The sequence below is a fragment of the Herminiimonas sp. CN genome (assembly GCF_000622895.1).
GTDB lineage: Bacteria > Pseudomonadota > Gammaproteobacteria > Burkholderiales > Burkholderiaceae_D > AVCC01.
The window spans coordinates 16,080-32,116 of the sequence record NZ_AVCC01000013.1 but is presented as its reverse complement, the minus strand read 5'-3'; the positions used below and the strand labels follow the sequence as shown (position 1 = coordinate 32,116).

Annotated in this window: 14 protein-coding genes and 1 tRNA gene; 11 read left to right on the top strand and 4 right to left on the bottom strand. The window is 60.4% G+C overall.

The features are described from left to right. Positions 1–19 precede the first annotated feature (19 nt). The 11 genes from pyrC to HMCN_RS0104810 all read left to right on the top strand — a co-directional run bounded on the left by pyrC (position 20) and on the right by HMCN_RS0104810 (position 10,340). Positions 20–1,066, top strand: a complete 1,047-nt coding sequence (pyrC, locus tag HMCN_RS0104860) for a dihydroorotase (protein ID WP_025916319.1) — start codon at positions 20–22, stop codon at positions 1,064–1,066. Between the two features lie 630 nt (positions 1,067–1,696). Next, on the top strand, positions 1,697–2,626 hold the full coding sequence (locus HMCN_RS0104855; protein WP_051566790.1) for a polyprenyl synthetase family protein: 930 nt from the start codon (positions 1,697–1,699) through the stop codon (positions 2,624–2,626). A gap of 29 nt (positions 2,627–2,655) precedes the next feature. Continuing rightward, positions 2,656–2,732: transfer RNA gene (locus HMCN_RS0104850), tRNA-Pro, on the top strand. A gap of 46 nt (positions 2,733–2,778) precedes the next feature. Then, complete coding sequence (locus HMCN_RS0104845) at positions 2,779–4,080, top strand: HlyC/CorC family transporter (protein WP_025916317.1); 1,302 nt, start codon at positions 2,779–2,781, stop codon at positions 4,078–4,080. 135 nt (positions 4,081–4,215) lie between these two features. Then, positions 4,216–5,940: a type IV-A pilus assembly ATPase PilB gene (gene pilB, locus HMCN_RS0104840; protein WP_051566787.1), complete on the top strand. Its 1,725-nt coding sequence runs from the start codon at positions 4,216–4,218 to the stop codon at positions 5,938–5,940. Between the two features lie 15 nt (positions 5,941–5,955). Further along, the gene (locus tag HMCN_RS0104835; protein WP_025916315.1) at positions 5,956–7,188 is read left to right on the top strand and encodes a type II secretion system F family protein; all 1,233 of its coding nucleotides are present in this window, start codon (positions 5,956–5,958) and stop codon (positions 7,186–7,188) included. Next, the gene (locus tag HMCN_RS0104830) at positions 7,188–8,054 is read left to right on the top strand and encodes an A24 family peptidase (RefSeq protein ID WP_025916314.1); all 867 of its coding nucleotides are present in this window, start codon (positions 7,188–7,190) and stop codon (positions 8,052–8,054) included. Before HMCN_RS0104835 ends, HMCN_RS0104830 begins: the two co-directional genes overlap by 1 nt. 230 nt (positions 8,055–8,284) lie before the next feature. Continuing rightward, the gene (coaE, locus tag HMCN_RS0104825) at positions 8,285–8,908 is read left to right on the top strand and encodes a dephospho-CoA kinase (protein WP_035625836.1); all 624 of its coding nucleotides are present in this window, start codon (positions 8,285–8,287) and stop codon (positions 8,906–8,908) included. 55 nt (positions 8,909–8,963) lie between these two features. Further along, positions 8,964–9,719, top strand: coding sequence for a cell division protein ZapD (gene zapD / locus HMCN_RS0104820; RefSeq protein WP_025916312.1), 756 nt, complete (start codon positions 8,964–8,966; stop codon positions 9,717–9,719). Positions 9,720–9,726: 7 nt separating this feature from the next. After that, entirely contained in the window at positions 9,727–9,915 is a 189-nt protein-coding gene (locus HMCN_RS19525; protein WP_025916311.1) for a DNA gyrase inhibitor YacG, read from the top strand. After that, positions 9,915–10,340 (top strand): isoprenylcysteine carboxylmethyltransferase family protein, encoded by a 426-nt coding sequence (locus HMCN_RS0104810; protein ID WP_025916310.1) that lies wholly within the window; start codon positions 9,915–9,917, stop codon positions 10,338–10,340. Before HMCN_RS19525 ends, HMCN_RS0104810 begins: the two co-directional genes overlap by 1 nt. Here the strand turns inward: HMCN_RS0104810 and HMCN_RS0104805 are convergent. The 4 genes from HMCN_RS0104805 to secA all read right to left on the bottom strand — a co-directional run bounded on the left by HMCN_RS0104805 (position 10,321) and on the right by secA (position 15,913). Continuing rightward, positions 10,321–10,770 carry an NUDIX domain-containing protein gene (locus tag HMCN_RS0104805; protein ID WP_025916309.1) on the bottom strand — a complete coding sequence of 150 codons (450 nt, stop codon included), beginning with the start codon at positions 10,768–10,770 and terminating at the stop codon, positions 10,321–10,323. The genes HMCN_RS0104810 and HMCN_RS0104805 overlap by 20 nt on opposite strands. A 92-nt stretch (positions 10,771–10,862) precedes the next feature. Next, entirely contained in the window at positions 10,863–11,729 is an 867-nt protein-coding gene (locus HMCN_RS0104800) for an ATP-binding protein (protein WP_025916308.1), read from the bottom strand. A 47-nt stretch (positions 11,730–11,776) separates the two neighbouring features. Then, positions 11,777–13,015, bottom strand: a complete 1,239-nt coding sequence (argJ, locus tag HMCN_RS0104795) for a bifunctional glutamate N-acetyltransferase/amino-acid acetyltransferase ArgJ (protein ID WP_025916307.1) — start codon at positions 13,013–13,015, stop codon at positions 11,777–11,779. A gap of 150 nt (positions 13,016–13,165) precedes the next feature. After that, positions 13,166–15,913 (bottom strand): preprotein translocase subunit SecA, encoded by a 2,748-nt coding sequence (secA, locus tag HMCN_RS0104790; protein ID WP_025916306.1) that lies wholly within the window; start codon positions 15,911–15,913, stop codon positions 13,166–13,168. Positions 15,914–16,037 lie beyond the last annotated feature (124 nt).

Here is a 16,037-nt window from a genome sequence, read left to right as displayed (position 1 = left end):
ATCCACCGAAAGAGCCGCCATGCCGACCACACCGATCAATACCCTTACCATCACCCGCCCCGACGACTGGCACCTGCACCTGCGCGACGGCGCGGCGCTGGCCTCGGTGCTGCCGCACAGCGCGCGCCAGTTCGGCCGCGCGATCGTGATGCCGAACCTGAAGCCGCCGGTCACCACCGTCGCCCTGGCTCAGGCCTACCGCGCGCGCATCCTGGCCGCTTTGCCGGCCGGCATGGCCTTCGAGCCGCTGATGACGCTGTACCTGACCGACAATACGCCGCCGGATGAAATCCGCCGCGCCAAGGAGTCCGGCTTCATCCATGCGGTCAAGCTGTATCCGGCCGGCGCCACCACCAATTCGGATGCCGGCGTGACCGATCTGGCCAAGTGTCATAAAACGCTGGAAGCGATGCAGGAAGCCGGCATGCCGCTGCTGGTGCATGGCGAGGTGACCGATCCCGAAATCGACATTTTCGACCGCGAAGCGGTCTTCATCGAGCGAGTGCTGCAGCCGCTGCGCCAGGCGCTGCCGGAACTGAAGGTCGTGCTCGAGCACATCACCACCAGGGATGCCGCGCAGTATGTGAGTGAAGCGGGCGGCCCGGTCGCCGCCACCATCACCGCCCATCACCTGCTGTACAACCGCAACGAAATCTTCAAGGGCGGCATCCGCCCGCACTATTACTGCCTGCCGGTGCTCAAGCGCGAAACCCATCGCCAGGCGCTGGTGGCTGCGGCCGTCAGCGGCAATCCGCGCTTCTTCCTCGGCACCGATTCGGCGCCGCATCCGAAGGGCTTGAAGGAAAACGCCTGCGGCTGCGCCGGCTGCTACACCGCCTTGCACGCGATGGAACTGTACGCGCACGCGTTCGACCAGGCCGGCGCGCTCGACCAGCTGGAGGCGTTCGCCAGCTTTTACGGCCCGGCGTTTTACGGTCTGCCGCGGAATGCCGCAACGGTCACCTTGCAGCGTGCAGACTGGCAGTTGCCGGCCGAATTGCCGCTGGGCGACGCCAGCATCGTGCCCTTGAACGGCGGCGAAACGATCTCCTGGAAGCTGCTGTGAGAACGTTTCCAGCTTTCCATCGAGGCCTTGGAGTGCAATTATACTAAGATGTGTATTTTTATACATCGCAATGAAATAGTGTGAAAAATAAGTATTTTTAAATATACTCCCATGTTTTTATTGATGAATTTCGGGCGCGGAGCGGTTGCCGCAAGGTGGCCGATGTCATCGGATGCGGTGACTTTTGCGCCGCACAGGTCAAGAAATCGGCCAATCTCCGCCATGGCAAGTTTTGTCGTGCCGAGTCCGATGCCGCTGATCGGCTGTTTCGCTGGCCTCCCTTCATAATGCGGTTTCGATCGACTTCATCTGGCCGCGCAGGCGCCAAAAGCTTGCGCTATTTTCACTATACTGGGATTTGTATTTTTTGGTTGCGCAATGAATGTCTGCGCAAGATGCTGGAAAATAACGATACTCCAGATGAAGATGGCTGCTTGAGGTGCCCTGCGGAAAGTCGTCGCGACTCCCTGCCGGCAATCCTCCGCATGCCCGATAGCCGAAGCCGATCACAACAGCACGATATTGTCATCGTATAATTCCCGCAATCGATGATTTTTTACAGGCGCCACCTTGTCTACCGCAACCGATCTCACCGCCAGCAGCAACCCGCTTCAAGCCATCAGCGCCGACATGGAAGCCGTCAATCAGGTGATCCGCACGCGTCTGCATTCCACCGTCCCGCTGATCAACCAGATCGCACAATACATCATCAGCGCCGGCGGCAAGCGCATCCGCCCGTACCTGGTCTTGCTGGTGGCAAAGGCCCACGGCTATGCCGGCGCCCATCACCACGAGCTGGCTGCGGTGGTCGAACTGATCCACACCGCCACCCTGCTGCACGACGACGTGGTCGACGAATCCTCAATGCGGCGCGGACGGAAAACCGCCAATGCGCTATTCGGCAATGCGGCCTCGGTATTGGTCGGCGACTTCCTGCATTCGCGCGCCTTTCAGATGATGGTCGCGGTCGACGACATCCAGGTCATGCGCATCCTGGCCGACGCCACCAACGTGCTGGCCGAGGGCGAAGTGCTGCAATTGCTCAACATGCATGATTCGGATGTGACCGAAGAACGCTATTTGCAGGTCATCCGCTCCAAGACCGCCAAATTGTTCGAGGCGGCGGCGCAATTGGGAGCGCGGGTCGCCGGCGCCACGGAGGCCGACATCGAAGCCGCCGCCGAATACGGCCGCTCGCTGGGCACCGCTTTCCAGCTGATCGACGACGTGCTGGACTACTCCGGCAATGCGGCCGAAATCGGCAAGAACGTCGGCGACGACCTGCGCGAGGGCAAGCCGACGCTGCCGTTGATTTACCTGATGCAACATGGGACGCCGGCGCAGCGCGAACTGGTGCGCGCCTGCATCGAAAACGGCGATGAACAGCATTTCGATCAGATACTGGCTGCCATCACCACTTCCGGCGCGCTCGAATACACCACCGGCCAGGCGCAGCAGGCCGCCGCCAAGGCTGCAGCGGCGCTGGCGCCATGGCCCGATAGTCGATTCAAGAATTCTTTGCTAGAATTATGCAGCTTTGCAGTCAAGCGCAATCACTGAAACGACGAAGATTCTGCCTGCATCGCAATCGGGGTGTAGCTTAGCCTGGTAGAGCGCTACGTTCGGGACGTAGAGGCCGGAGGTTCGAATCCTCTCACCCCGACCAGGTTATCGGACGGTTTTCTTGTGCAATCCTTTTTAACGGCAAACCATTGAATTCCGTTCCCCTCTGGGTGCAGTTGCTTGCGCTCGCTCTTTTAATACTTTGCTCCGCCTTTTTTTCCATTTCCGAAACGTCCCTGATGGCGGCCAACCGCCATCGATTGCGTCATCTGGCCAAACGCGGCAGCAAGCTTGCCGGCACCACGCTATGGCTGCTGGAGCGCATCGACAAGGTGCTCTCGCTGATCCTGATCGGCAATACCGTCATCAATGCGCTGGTGACCGCACTGGTGACCGCGATGGCGATTACCGCCTTCGGCAATGACGACAAGGTAATCACCATCGCCACCGGCGTGGTGGCTTTCCTGCTGATCATCTTCGCCGAGATCGTCCCCAAGGTAATCGGCGCGACTTACCCTGAGCGCATCATTCTGCCGGCCAGCTTCATCCTCAAAATTCTGATCGCTGTCGGCAAGCCTGTGCTCTGGTTCGTCAATCTGTTCGTTTCAGGACTACTGAAACTGTTTCGCATCAAGACCGGCGCCAACGCGGAAGAGCAGCGGCTGTCGCCGGACGAATTGCGCTCGATCGTGCTGGAGGGCGGCAATTTCATCCCGCAGAAACACAAGAGCATCCTGCTCAACCTGTTCGACCTGGAGACCATTTCGGTTGAAGACGTAATGACGCCACGAGCCCAGATCGAAGCCCTGAACCTGTCGGTTCCGGTAGACGAGATCAAGCACCAGCTGGTGACCTGCTATCACAACAAGCTGCCGGTCTACGAAGGCGAAATCAACAAGATCGTGGGTATCCTGCACATGCGCAAGGCGGTGGCCCTGCTCAGTCAGGAGCAGGAGCTGACGGTGGAGCACTTCCGCGCGCTGCTGACCGAGCCTTATTTCATCCCGCAAGATACCGGCGTATTTACCCAGCTGCAGTATTTCCAGGAAAACCACGAGCGCCTCGGCATCATCGTCGATGAGTACGGCGAAGTGCAGGGCCTGGTGACGCTGGAAGACATCATTGAAGAAATGATCGGCGAATTCACCACCTCGACCCCGGGCGCCGCCCGTGCCGACAACTTCAGGTGGGACGAGCAGGGCGAATGCCTGCTGGATGGCGCCACCGCGCTGCGCGACATCAACAAGCGGCTCGGGCTGGAACTGCCGCTGGACGGGCCGAAGACGCTCAACGGCTTGCTGCTGGAACTGTTGCAGGATATACCGGAGGCGAATGTCAGCGTCAAATTCCCAAAGTGCATCATTGAAATCGTCCAGGTCCAGAATCAGGCAATCAAGGTGGTCAAACTGATACGCCGCATGCCAAAAAGCCGCGCTAGCGGCAAAACATGAGTTCTTGGCAAGGCAGGGCCGGATGAGGCCGAAAAATCGACTCCGCCCTGGCAAGGCTTTACAAGCGGGATGCTTGGAGGCATTATCTAACGGCGTTCCTGCGTCTTTTTGCGTTATTTTCCGACTGAATCATTTATGGCTGCAGCCTCTCCCAACAGCATAGCCCCCCTCCCGATGTCAGGATTGGCCAGGGCACTGGTGCAAGCGGGACATTTGTCGACCTCGCAAGCCGAGGCCCTGAACAAGAACGCGCTGTCTGAAAAATCCTTTTTCATCGATACGCTGCTCCAGAGCGGTCATATCGAGAAGCGCGCACTGGCTCTGTTCTGCTCCGAAACCTACGGTTATCCGGCGCTTGACCTGTCGGCGTTCGATCTCGCGGCGCTGCCGGAAAAAATCATCGATGCCAAGCTGATGCAGGGTCAGCGCGTAGTCGCCCTGACCAAGCGCGGCAACAAGGTCACGGTCGCGCTCTCGGACCCAAGCAATACGCAGGCGCTCGATCAGATCAAGTTCCAGACCGGCTTGATCGTCGAACCGGTCATCGTGCAGCACGATGCGCTGCTGCAATTGCTGGAGCAACTCGGGCAGAATGCCGAGCAAAACCTGAACGAATTGATCGGCGACGATCTCGATATCAACTTCGTTGAGGACGACGCCGTCGCTGCAACCGATGCGGCCGGAACCGAGGTTGATGACGCCCCGGTCGTCAAGTTTCTGCAAAAAATATTGCTGGACGGGATTAATCTGGGTGCATCCGATATCCACTTCGAGCCGTTTGAAAAGTTTTACCGGATCCGCTTCCGCGTCGATGGCATTTTGCGTGAAGTCGCGCAACCGCCGCTATCGATCAAGGAAAAGCTGGCCTCGCGCATCAAGGTCATTTCCAGGCTCGACATTTCCGAAAAACGGGTACCGCAGGACGGCCGCATGAAGCTGGTGATCTCCAAGACGCGCGCGATCGATTTCCGGGTCAGCACGCTGCCGACCCTGTTCGGCGAGAAGATCGTGATGCGTATCCTCGACCCGAGCCAGGCCCAGATGGGAATTGATGCGCTGGGCTACGATGCGGACCAGAAGGAAATCCTGCTCAATGCGATCCAGCGCCCTTATGGCATGGTGCTGGTGACCGGCCCGACCGGCTCCGGCAAGACGGTGTCGCTGTATACTTGCCTGAACGTGATCAACAAGCCCGGCATCAACATCTCGACCGCCGAAGACCCGGCCGAGATCAACCTGCCCGGAGTCAACCAGGTCAACGTCAACGACAAGGCCGGCCTGACTTTTGCCGCAGCCCTGAAATCCTTCCTGCGCCAGGACCCGGACGTCATCATGGTGGGCGAGATCCGCGATCTGGAAACCGCCGACATTGCGATCAAGGCGGCGCAAACCGGCCACATGGTATTTTCCACGCTGCATACCAACGATGCGCCATCGACCCTGACGCGGCTGATGAACATGGGCGTGGCGCCGTTCAATATCGCCTCCTCGGTGATCCTGATTACCGCCCAGCGGCTGGCGCGCCGGCTGTGCAACTGCAAGCAGCCGGCCGCTTTCCTGGATGAAGTGCTGCTGCAGGCCGGCTACAAGGAAGCGGATCTGGACGGCAGCTGGCAACCGTTCAAGCCGGTCGGCTGCGAACGCTGCAACGGCAGCGGCTACAAGGGCCGGGTCGGGATCTACCAGATCATGCCGATTTCGGAAGAAATCGAACGCATCATCCTGGCCCAGGGCTCGGCCCCGGACATAGAGCGCCAGGCCGCGCTGGAAGGGGTCAGATCCCTGCGCCAGTCGGGGCTGATCAAAGTCAAGCAAGGTTTGACCAGCCTGGAAGAAGTCCTCGGCTGTACCAACGAATAACCAAGGAGGCAGCAGATGGCAACCGCATCACGCAACAACGCCAGCGCGCGCCTGAACAAGGACGCGATCTTTGCCTGGGAAGGCAAGGACAAGACCGGCAAATCGGTGCGCGGCGAATTGCGCGCCGGCGGCGAGGCGGTGGTCAGCGTCACGTTACGGCGCCAGGGCATTCTGGTCACCAAGATCAAGAAAAAGAACTTCCGCAGCGGCAAGCGGATTACCGACAAGGACATCACGCTGTTTACCCGCCAACTGGCCACCATGATGAAGGCCGGCGTGCCGCTGCTGCAGGCGTTCGACATCGTCGCCCGGGGCCACGCCAATCCGTCGGTTTCCAAATTGGTGCAGGACATCCGCGCCGACGTTGAAACCGGATCGAGCCTGAATCAGGCCTTCCGCAAATTCCCACTGTATTTCGACCCGCTGTTCTGCAATCTGGTGGGCGCCGGCGAACAGGCCGGGATTCTGGAAGACTTGCTGACCCGGCTGGCGGTCTACAAGGAAAAAACCATCGCCATCAAGGGCAAGATCAAGTCGGCCATGTTCTATCCGGTCTCGATCCTGGTGGTCGCCTTCGTGGTCACGGCGGTGATCATGATCTGGGTGGTGCCGGCATTCAAGGACGTCTTCAAGAGCTTCGGCGCCGACCTGCCGGCGCCGACCCTGTTCGTGATGGCGATTTCGGATTTCTTCGTGCAATGGTGGTATCTGATCTTCGGCATAACTTTTGGCGGCCTGTATCTGTTCTTCCAATCCTGGAAGCGCTCGCTGAAGGTGCAGCAGAGCATGGACCGGCTGCTGCTGAAGGCGCCGGTCTTCGGCGCAGTGATCCGCAAGGCGACCATCGCGCGTTGGACCCGCACTCTGGCCACCATGTTCGCGGCCGGCGTGCCGCTGGTCGAGTCGCTCGATTCGGTCGGCGGCGCCTGCGGCAATGCGGTGTATCTGGATGCCACCAGGAAAATCCAAACCGAAGTCAGCACCGGCACCAGCCTGACCGCAGCGATGCAAAATTCCGAGGTATTTCCGAACATGGTCACGCAGATGGTATCGATCGGCGAGGAATCCGGCTCGCTCGACATGATGCTGGGCAAGGTCGCCGATTTCTACGAAGATGAGGTCGACGATGCTGTGGCCTCGCTTTCCAGCCTGATGGAACCGTTGATCATGGTGATTCTGGGCGTGCTGATCGGCGGTCTGGTGATTGCCATGTACCTGCCGATCTTCAAGCTGGGGTCGGTGGTCTAATGCCGGAATTTTCTTTTTTTACGGCGCCCGGCAATGCTTTGGGCGCCGCGCTGGCCGGCCTGTTCGGCCTGCTGATCGGCAGTTTCCTGAATGTGGTCATCTATCGGATGCCGAAGATGATGCAGCGCGAATCGGACAATTACGTGGCGCACGAAAGCGGCCGGAACCTGCCGCACACCGATCGCTTCGACCTGATGCTGCCGCGTTCGGCCTGCCCCCATTGCGGACACCGGATCGGCGCGCTGGAAAATATCCCGGTCATCAGTTATCTGGTGCTAAGAGGCAAGTGCGCATCCTGTCACGCGCCGATTTCAGCCCGCTATCCGGTCATCGAATTGCTGACCGGCGCCTTGTCGGCGCTGCTGATATGGCGTTTCGGCGGCGGCCTGGCGGGCCTGTCGACGCTGCTGTTCGCCTATCTGCTGATTGCGATGACCTTCATCGATGCCGATACCCAGCTGCTGCCCGACGACCTGACCCTGCCGCTGCTGTGGGCCGGCCTGCTGGTCAACCTGAACGGCACCTTTGTGCCGTTGCCGGACGCGGTGATCGGCGCCGCCGCCGGCTATCTGGCCCTGTGGGCGATTTACTGGCTGTTCAAGTTCGCCACCGGCAAGGAAGGCATGGGCTACGGCGACTTCAAGCTGCTGGCCGCGCTCGGCGCATGGCTGGGCTGGGGCATGTTGCCGGCGATTATCCTGCTGTCGTCGGTGGTCGGGGCCGCCGTCGGCATCTTCCTGATTGTGTTTACCAGGCGCGGCCGCGACAATCCGATTCCGTTCGGGCCTTATCTGGCCGCTGCCGGCATGATTGCATTGCTCTATGGAAAATACATTACTGAAAATGCGCTCGGCTTTCTGCTCTGATGATGCGGTACGGACAAGTATGAAACCGGATCAATAGATGCAGTCTTGAAGACAATAATACAGGGCCCTGTGTTTTTTAATACCGTTTAAAAATTAGCGGAAATACACTATATTTTTAATATACCCCTTATTTTTGATGGAAAATGCGGGAACTTCCGGCACTCTCCGGCACTCTCCTTGTCCTGTGACGTACACTTTGCGGCAGTGCTTTTCCTGCTATTGAGGAATTAATGAAAAATCCGTTTTCAGTCGGTTTGAGCGGCGGCATTGGCAGCGGCAAGAGTACGGTGGCCGACCTGTTCGCCGCCCGCGGTGCAGCCGTCGTCGATACCGACCTGATTGCACACCGTTTGTGCGCGCCGGACGGTGCTGCCATCGGCGCGATCCGGGACCAGTTCGGCGCTGCCTTCATCGACGCCGACGGCGCGATGAATCGGGCCGCGATGCGCGACCGGGTATTTTCCGACCCGGCCGCCAAACAGCGGCTGGAAGCGATCCTGCATCCGCTGATACGGGCCGAGACCGAACGCGCCGCGCAACAGGCGCAGGGCGACTATCTGATGCTGGTGGTGCCGCTGCTGGTCGAGTCCGGCGACTGGGCCCGGCGGGTGACGCGGGTGCTGGTCATCGATTGTCCGGAATCGTTGCAAATCCAGCGCGTCATCCAGCGCAACAACTTGAGCGAGGCGCAAGTGCGCGCGATCATGGCCAGCCAGGCTACACGCGCGGCGCGTCTGGCAGCGGCCGACGACGTGATTCTCAATGATGCCGACGCCGGCGCTCTGTTGCCGCAGGTCGAGCGGTTGCACGCGCTGTATCTGTCGCTGGCGGCTAAAATGTCTCAACGTTTGTAATTTAAGCCAGCATCGTTCAGAATCATATAACCCTACAACTTTACCGGGATACGCTTTGATTGTTTACGAATATCCTTTCAACGAGCGTATTCGCACGTTGTTGCGGCTGGAGGACCTGTATGAAAAATTCACTTTTTTCCTGCATCAGGAACATGCGCTGCAACACCACGTTGCCCTTTCGACCATTTTTGAAATGCTCGAAGTGGCCGGCCGCGCCGACCTGAAATCGGATCTGCTGCAAGAACTGGAACGCCAGAGGCAGACCTTGCTCGGCTTCAAGAGCAATCCCAATGTGGAAAGCCGGCGACTCGATGAAATCCTGCTCGAACTCGATCGCATCAGCGCGACCCTGGTGGCGGCGCAAGGCCGGACTGGGCAAAACGTGCGCGACAATGAGTGGCTGATGAGCATTCGCGGCCGCACCATCATCCCCGGCGGCGCCTGCGAGTTCGACTTGCCTTCGTATTACGCCTGGCAGCAGCGCCCGGCGCAGCAGCGGTTTGACGATATCTCCGAATGGTTTGCGCCCTTGCTGCCGCTGTTCGAGGCCCTGAGCCTGGTGCTGCGGCTGTTGCGTCAATCCGGCAGCACCAGCAAGATCATCGCGCAGTCCGGCACCTACCAGCAAATGCTGCAGGGCAAGATATACCAGATGCTGCGTCTGGTCATCGACGAAGAGCTCGGTTTCATCCCCGAAATTTCCGCCAATAAATACATGTTGTGGATCCGCTTCGGTTGCCAGGATGGCAGCGTGAAACCCAAAAATTTCGAAGGCGACGTGCCGTTCGAGCTGACTTTGTGCAATTTCTGAATCGAACATGACTACTTTTGTAAATTGTCCGACTTGCGGCAGCAAGCTCGAATGGACCGAAAAAAACCGTTTCCGCCCGTTCTGCTCGGAGCGCTGCAAGCAAATCGACCTGGGCGCCTGGGCCGCGGAGAAATACGTCATTCCCGCCGTCGATCCTGCCGAGGATATCGACGACGACGGCAAGTTGCAGCCCTGATGTCGCGCCTGCTGGTTGCTGCGCAATTCCTGCTGATCGTGCTGATCGCCTGGCCCAGCCATGCTCCCGCTCTCACCATGGCCGGCATCGCACTGTTTGCCTTGGGCCTGATCGCAGCCGCTGCCGCGCTGCTCGTGATGCCGGCCCGTACCCTCAGCGTGCTGCCGGAACCCAGAAGCGGCGGCGAACTGGTCACGCGCGGCATTTACCGCCATGTCCGGCACCCGATGTACCTGGGCGTGCTGCTGTGCAGCCTGGCCGCCTGCCTGGCGTACGGTTCGATGGCGAAGTGGGGCTTGCTGGCGCTGCTGGCCGGTGTGCTGGCCGTCAAAATCCGGCGTGAAGAACGCCTGCTGCTGGCCCGTTTTCCCGCCTACGCCGCGTACCGCCAAAAAACCGGCGCGCTTATTCCTTATCTGTTGTGATCGGCGCTGTGGCCGACGCCGTGGCCGAGTAACGCAGCCGGTCCAGCCATTCCAGCAGCGGGACGGTAGCCGGCAGCAGCGGCGCCACGCCGACGCTGCCCTGCCAGGCGAACGCCTGTCCTTCCAGGCTTTGCGGCGCGCCGCGCCAGGCGCGGCTGATAAAAAAATGCAGCCGTACATGGGCGTGCGGATAGACGTGCTCGACGCCGCACCAGGGCTCGGCGCTGATGATTTCGATTCCCAGTTCCTCGATGAACTCGCGCTTGAGTGCATCCAGAATGGATTCGCCCGGCTCGACCTTGCCGCCCGGGAATTCCCAATAGCCGGCATACGGCTTGCCGGGGGGGCGTTGCGCCAGCAAAATATCGCCGTTCGGCTGCATGAGAATCCCGACTGCGACTGCAACCGGAACCTGGCTGGATTCAGGCATTAAACCATCCTTGATGAATACTGATTGCTGTATTTTGAAATCCGCAATGAATACGGATGGATATCCTGTATTTTCATGCATACCCTACGATTTTACATTTTTCCTGCGTGATCGCGGGCGAACTGCCAAGCCACCCGGCCGGAGCGCGAGCCGCGCTGCAGGGCCCAGCGCAGCGCATCGGCGCGGGCGCTTTCGATCTGCGCGGCATCGCAGCCGAACGAACCCAGCCAGTGTGCGACGATGTCCAGGTAGTCGTCCTGCTTGAACGGATAAAACGATACCCACAGGCCGAAACGCTCGGACAGGGAAATCTTTTCCTCGACCGTCTCGCCCGGATGCAGGTCGCCGTCGTCGCTGCGCCTGTAGCTGTCGTTGTCGGCCATGCGTTCCGGCAGCAGGTGGCGCCGGTTCGAGGTGGCGTAAATCAGCACGTTGTCGGATTGGGCGGCGATGCTGCCGTCGAGCGCCACTTTCAGCGCCTTGTAGCCGCCTTCGCCCTCCTCGAAGCTGAGGTCGTCGCAAAAGACGATGAAGCGCTCGGCCCGGCCGGCCACCAGATCGACGATATCCGGCAGGTCGGCCAGGTCGGCCTTGTCGACCTCGATCAGGCGCAAGCCCTGCGCCGCGTAGCGGTTCAGGCAAGCCTTGATCAGCGACGACTTGCCGGTGCCGCGGGCGCCGGTCAGCAGCACGTTGTTGGCCGGCCGGCCCTGCACGAATTGCCGGGTGTTCTGCTCGATCTGCTGCTTTTGCGGCCCGATGTTGTGCAGGTCGTTCAAGTCGATGGGCGCGATATGGCCCACCGGCTGCAGGAAGCCGATGCCCTGGCCGGGGCGCTTGCGCCAGCGGAACGCGCTGGCGCGGGCCCAGTCGGTGGCGTGCGCCGGCGGCGGCAGGATGGCTTCCAGGCGCGCCAGCAAGCTTTCGGCGCGGATCAGAAACTGGTCGAGTTGGGTCATGGATGGATGCAGTGGGGCCCGGCGCGCCGGGCCCGGATCGTCAAGTATTAAGAGCGGTAATCGGCGTTGATGGTCACGTAGTCGTGCGACAGGTCGCAGGTCCAGACCGTGGCGCTGGCTGCGCCGCGCGCCAGCGTGACGCGCACCGTGATCTCGCTTTGCTGCATCACGCGCTGGCCGTCCTGCTCCTGATAGTCAGGATTGCGGCCGCCATTCTTGGCGACCCAGACATCGTCCAGATACAGGTTCAGCTGGCTGACATCGAGGTCGTCGATGCCGGCGTAACCGATCGCGGCCAGGATCCGGCCCAGGTTCGGATCGGACGCGAAGAAAGCAGTCTTGACCAGCGGCGAATGGGCGATCGAGTAGGCGATCTTGCGGCACTCCTCGCCGCTCTTGCCCTGCTCGACCGTGATCGTCATGAATTTGGTCGCGCCTTCGCCATCGCGCACGATCGCCTGCGCCAGTTCTTGCGCCAGGCCGGTCACCGCCTGCGCCAGTGCCGCATAGGCGCTGGAGCCGATATCGTTGATTTCCAGCGCCGCAGTGCCGCTGGCGATCAGCATGAACGAGTCGTTGGTCGAGGTGTCGCCGTCGATGGTGATGCAGTTGAACGAGGTATCGGCGACCTGCTTGACCAGATGGTCGAGCACCGGCTGCGCCACCTTCGCATCGCAGGCCAGAAAGCCCAGCATGGTTGCCATGTTCGGCTTGATCATACCGGCGCCCTTGCTGATGCCGGTCAGGGTGATGGCTACGCCATCGATCACCACGCTGCGCGAGGCCGCCTTGGGCTGGGTGTCGGTGGTCATGATCGCTGCGGCCGCATTGAACCAGTTGTCTTGCGCCAGATTACTGATGGCTTGCGGCAGGCCAGCCACGATGCGCCCGACCGGCAGCGGCTCCAGGATCACGCCGGTGGAAAACGGCAGGATCTGGCTCGGCTCGCAGCCCAGCAGATTAGCCAGCGCCGCGCAGGTGGCGTTGGCGTCGGCCAGGCCGGGCGCGCCGGTGCCGGCATTGGCGTTGCCGGTGTTGATCACCAGTGCGCGGATGCGGCGGCCGGATTGCGCCGCCGCTGCCAGATGGGCCTTCGAGACTTGCACCGGCGCCGCGCAGAAGCGGTTGGTGGTGAAGACGCCGGCCACCGTGGCGCTGTCGGGCAAAAGCAGTACCAGCAAATCCTTGCGGTTGGGTTTTTTCACGCCCGCTTCGGCATGCCCGAGCAGGATGCCGGGCACCGGCTTGAGATTGGCGGCGAGCGGAAGAGGGGAATTGACGGCCATGTTGTGAGTACTCTAGCGGTAGACGAAGAGCGTATTGTAATCGTTCTGCCGCCAAGGACAATGCAGCAATGCCGTCCTGCAGCCGAACCGGGGGGCGGCAATAAAAAAGACGGGCAAGCCCGTCTTTTTATGCGCAACAGCCAGAGCCGCTTACGCCAGCTTGCCGTGGCACTGCTTGTATTTCTTGCCGCTGCCGCAAGGACATGGATCGTTGCGGCCGACCTTCGCCACCGCGTTCACGTTCGGCTGCTGTGCAGTGGGCGCCAGCAAATCCTCCGGCGCCGCATCGGCATCGAAATCCGCATGCTGATAATGCACGTTCTCGACATGCGACTGGGCCAGGTCCTGTTCCGCCGCATCGATTTCCTCGCGCGACTGGATGCGCACCGTCATGATGACCCGGGTCACGTCGTTCTTGATCAGATCGAGCATCTGGCCGAACAATTCGAACGCTTCGCGCTTGTATTCCTGCTTCGGATTCTTTTGCGCATAGCCGCGCAGGTGAATGCCCTGACGCAGATGATCCAGCGCGGCCAAGTGTTCGCGCCAGTGCGAGTCGACGCTTTGCAGCATCACGCTGCGCTCGAAACCGGCGAACGATTCCCGGCCGACGATGGCGATCTTGGCATCGTAGGACGCGCTGGCAGCCTGCAGCGTGCGCTGCAGTAATTCTTCGTCGGTCAGGTTAGGTTCGGCTTCCAGCATCTGCGCCAGCGGCAAATCCAGTTGCCATTCGTCGGCCAGCACCGCTTGCAAGCCCGGAATATCCCACTGTTCTTCCATTGACTCGGCCGGCACAAAGGCGCGGAACAGGTCGGTAAACACGCCTTTGCGCAAGGACGCAATCATTTCCGACACATCATCCGATTCCAGCAATTCGTTGCGCTGGGCGTAGATTACCTTGCGCTGATCGTTGGCGACGTCGTCGTATTCCAGCAATTGCTTGCGGATGTCGAAGTTGCGCGCCTCGACCTTGCGCTGCGCCGACTCGATCGAGCGCGACACGATGCCGGCCTCGATCGGTTCGCCTTCCGGCATCTTCAGTCGGTCCATGATGGCGCGCACCCGGTCGCCAGCGAAAATGCGCAGCAGCGCATCGTCCAGCGACAGGTAAAAACGCGAGGAACCGGGGTCGCCTTGGCGGCCGGCTCGGCCGCGCAGCTGGTTGTCGACCCGCCGCGATTCATGGCGCTCGGTGCCGATGATGTGCAGGCCTCCGGCCGCCACCACCTGGTCGTGCAACGCCTGCCAGCCACTGCGCAACACTAGCGCGCGCGCCTGTTTGTCGGTATCGGCTATGGCAGGATCGGCTTCGATGGTTTGAATCGCGTTTTCGACGTTGCCGCCGAGTACGATATCGGTGCCGCGGCCGGCCATGTTGGTGGCGATCGTGATCGCTTTCGGGCTGCCGGCCTGGGCGATGATCTCGGCTTCGCGCGCATGCTGCTTGGCGTTGAGCACATTGTGCGGCAACTTGGCCTGATCCAGAATGCCGGACAGCAATTCGGAGTTCTCAATCGAAGTGGTGCCGACCAGCACCGGCTGACCGCGCCCATAGCAATCCTGAATGTCCTTCAGCATCGCCTGATATTTCTCGGCGGCAGTCTTGTAGACCTGATCTTGTTTGTCCTTGCGCTGGTTCGGCTTGTTTTGCGGAATCACCACTGTTTCCAGTGCGTAAATCTCCTGGAATTCGTAGGCTTCGGTATCGGCGGTGCCGGTCATGCCGGCCAGCTTGCCGTACATGCGGAAGTAATTCTGGAACGTGATCGAGGCCAGGGTCTGGTTTTCGTTCTGGATCTGCACCCCTTCCTTGGCTTCCACCGCCTGGTGCAAGCCGTCGGACCAGCGCCGGCCGGTCATCATGCGGCCGGTGAATTCATCGACGATGACGACTTCGCCGTTCTGCACCACGTAATGCTGGTCCTTGAAATACAGCGCATGAGCGCGCAATGCTGCATACAGATGGTGCACCAGCGAAATATGGGTGGCGTCGTAGAGCGAGCCACCTTCTGCCAGCAGCCCCATTTCGGTCAGGATCTGCTCGGCCTTCTCGTGGCCGGCTTCGGTCAGCAGAACCTGGTGCGCCTTCTCGTCCTTGGTGTAATCGCCCGGCACCTCCACCTTGCCCTTGCCGTCCGGCGTTTCTTCACCGATCTGCAGCGTCAGGAGTTTCGGCAGTTCATTGATCTTGTAGTATAGATCGGTGTGGTTTTCAGCCTGGCCCGAGATGATCAGCGGGGTGCGCGCTTCATCGATCAGGATCGAATCGACCTCATCGACGATGGCGAAGTGCAGGCCGCGCTGGACCCGCTCTGATGCTTCGAACACCATGTTGTCGCGCAGGTAATCGAAGCCGAATTCGTTATTGGTGCCGTACGTGATATCCGCGGCATAGGCGGCCTGCTTGCTGTCGTGGTCCATCTGCGACAGGTTGACGCCGGTCGTCAGGCCGAGCCAGCCGTACAGCCGGCCCATGCTGTCGGCATCGCGCTGCGCCAGATAATCGTTGACGGTGACGATGTGCACGCCCTTGCCGGCCAGGCCGTTCAGGTAGGACGCCAGGGTCGCCATCAGGGTCTTGCCCTCGCCGGTGCCCATTTCCGCAATCTTGCCCTGATGGATCACCATGCCGCCGATCAGCTGCACGTCGAAATGGCGCATCTTTAGCACCCGCTTGCTGGCTTCGCGGCAGACCGCAAACGCTTCCGGCAGCAGATCGTCGAGTTTTTCGCCGTTCGCAATGCGCTGCTTGAAGGCCGGCGTCTTGGCTTGCAGTTGCGCATCCGAGAGTTTTTCCATCTCCGCTTCCAGCGCATTGATCTCGCGGACGGTTTTTTTGTATTGCTTGAGCAGGCGCTGGTTGCGACTGCCGAAAATCTGGGTCAGTAATGACATACTTGGATTCTAAAAAAGCGCCGGAAAAATGACTCGATGCATCTGCACTGCGCATTTACACTGCATGACTGCTGGCATCGGGCCGGACTATGTCGAACATTGAATTTTAGCATGCGATTTTCCG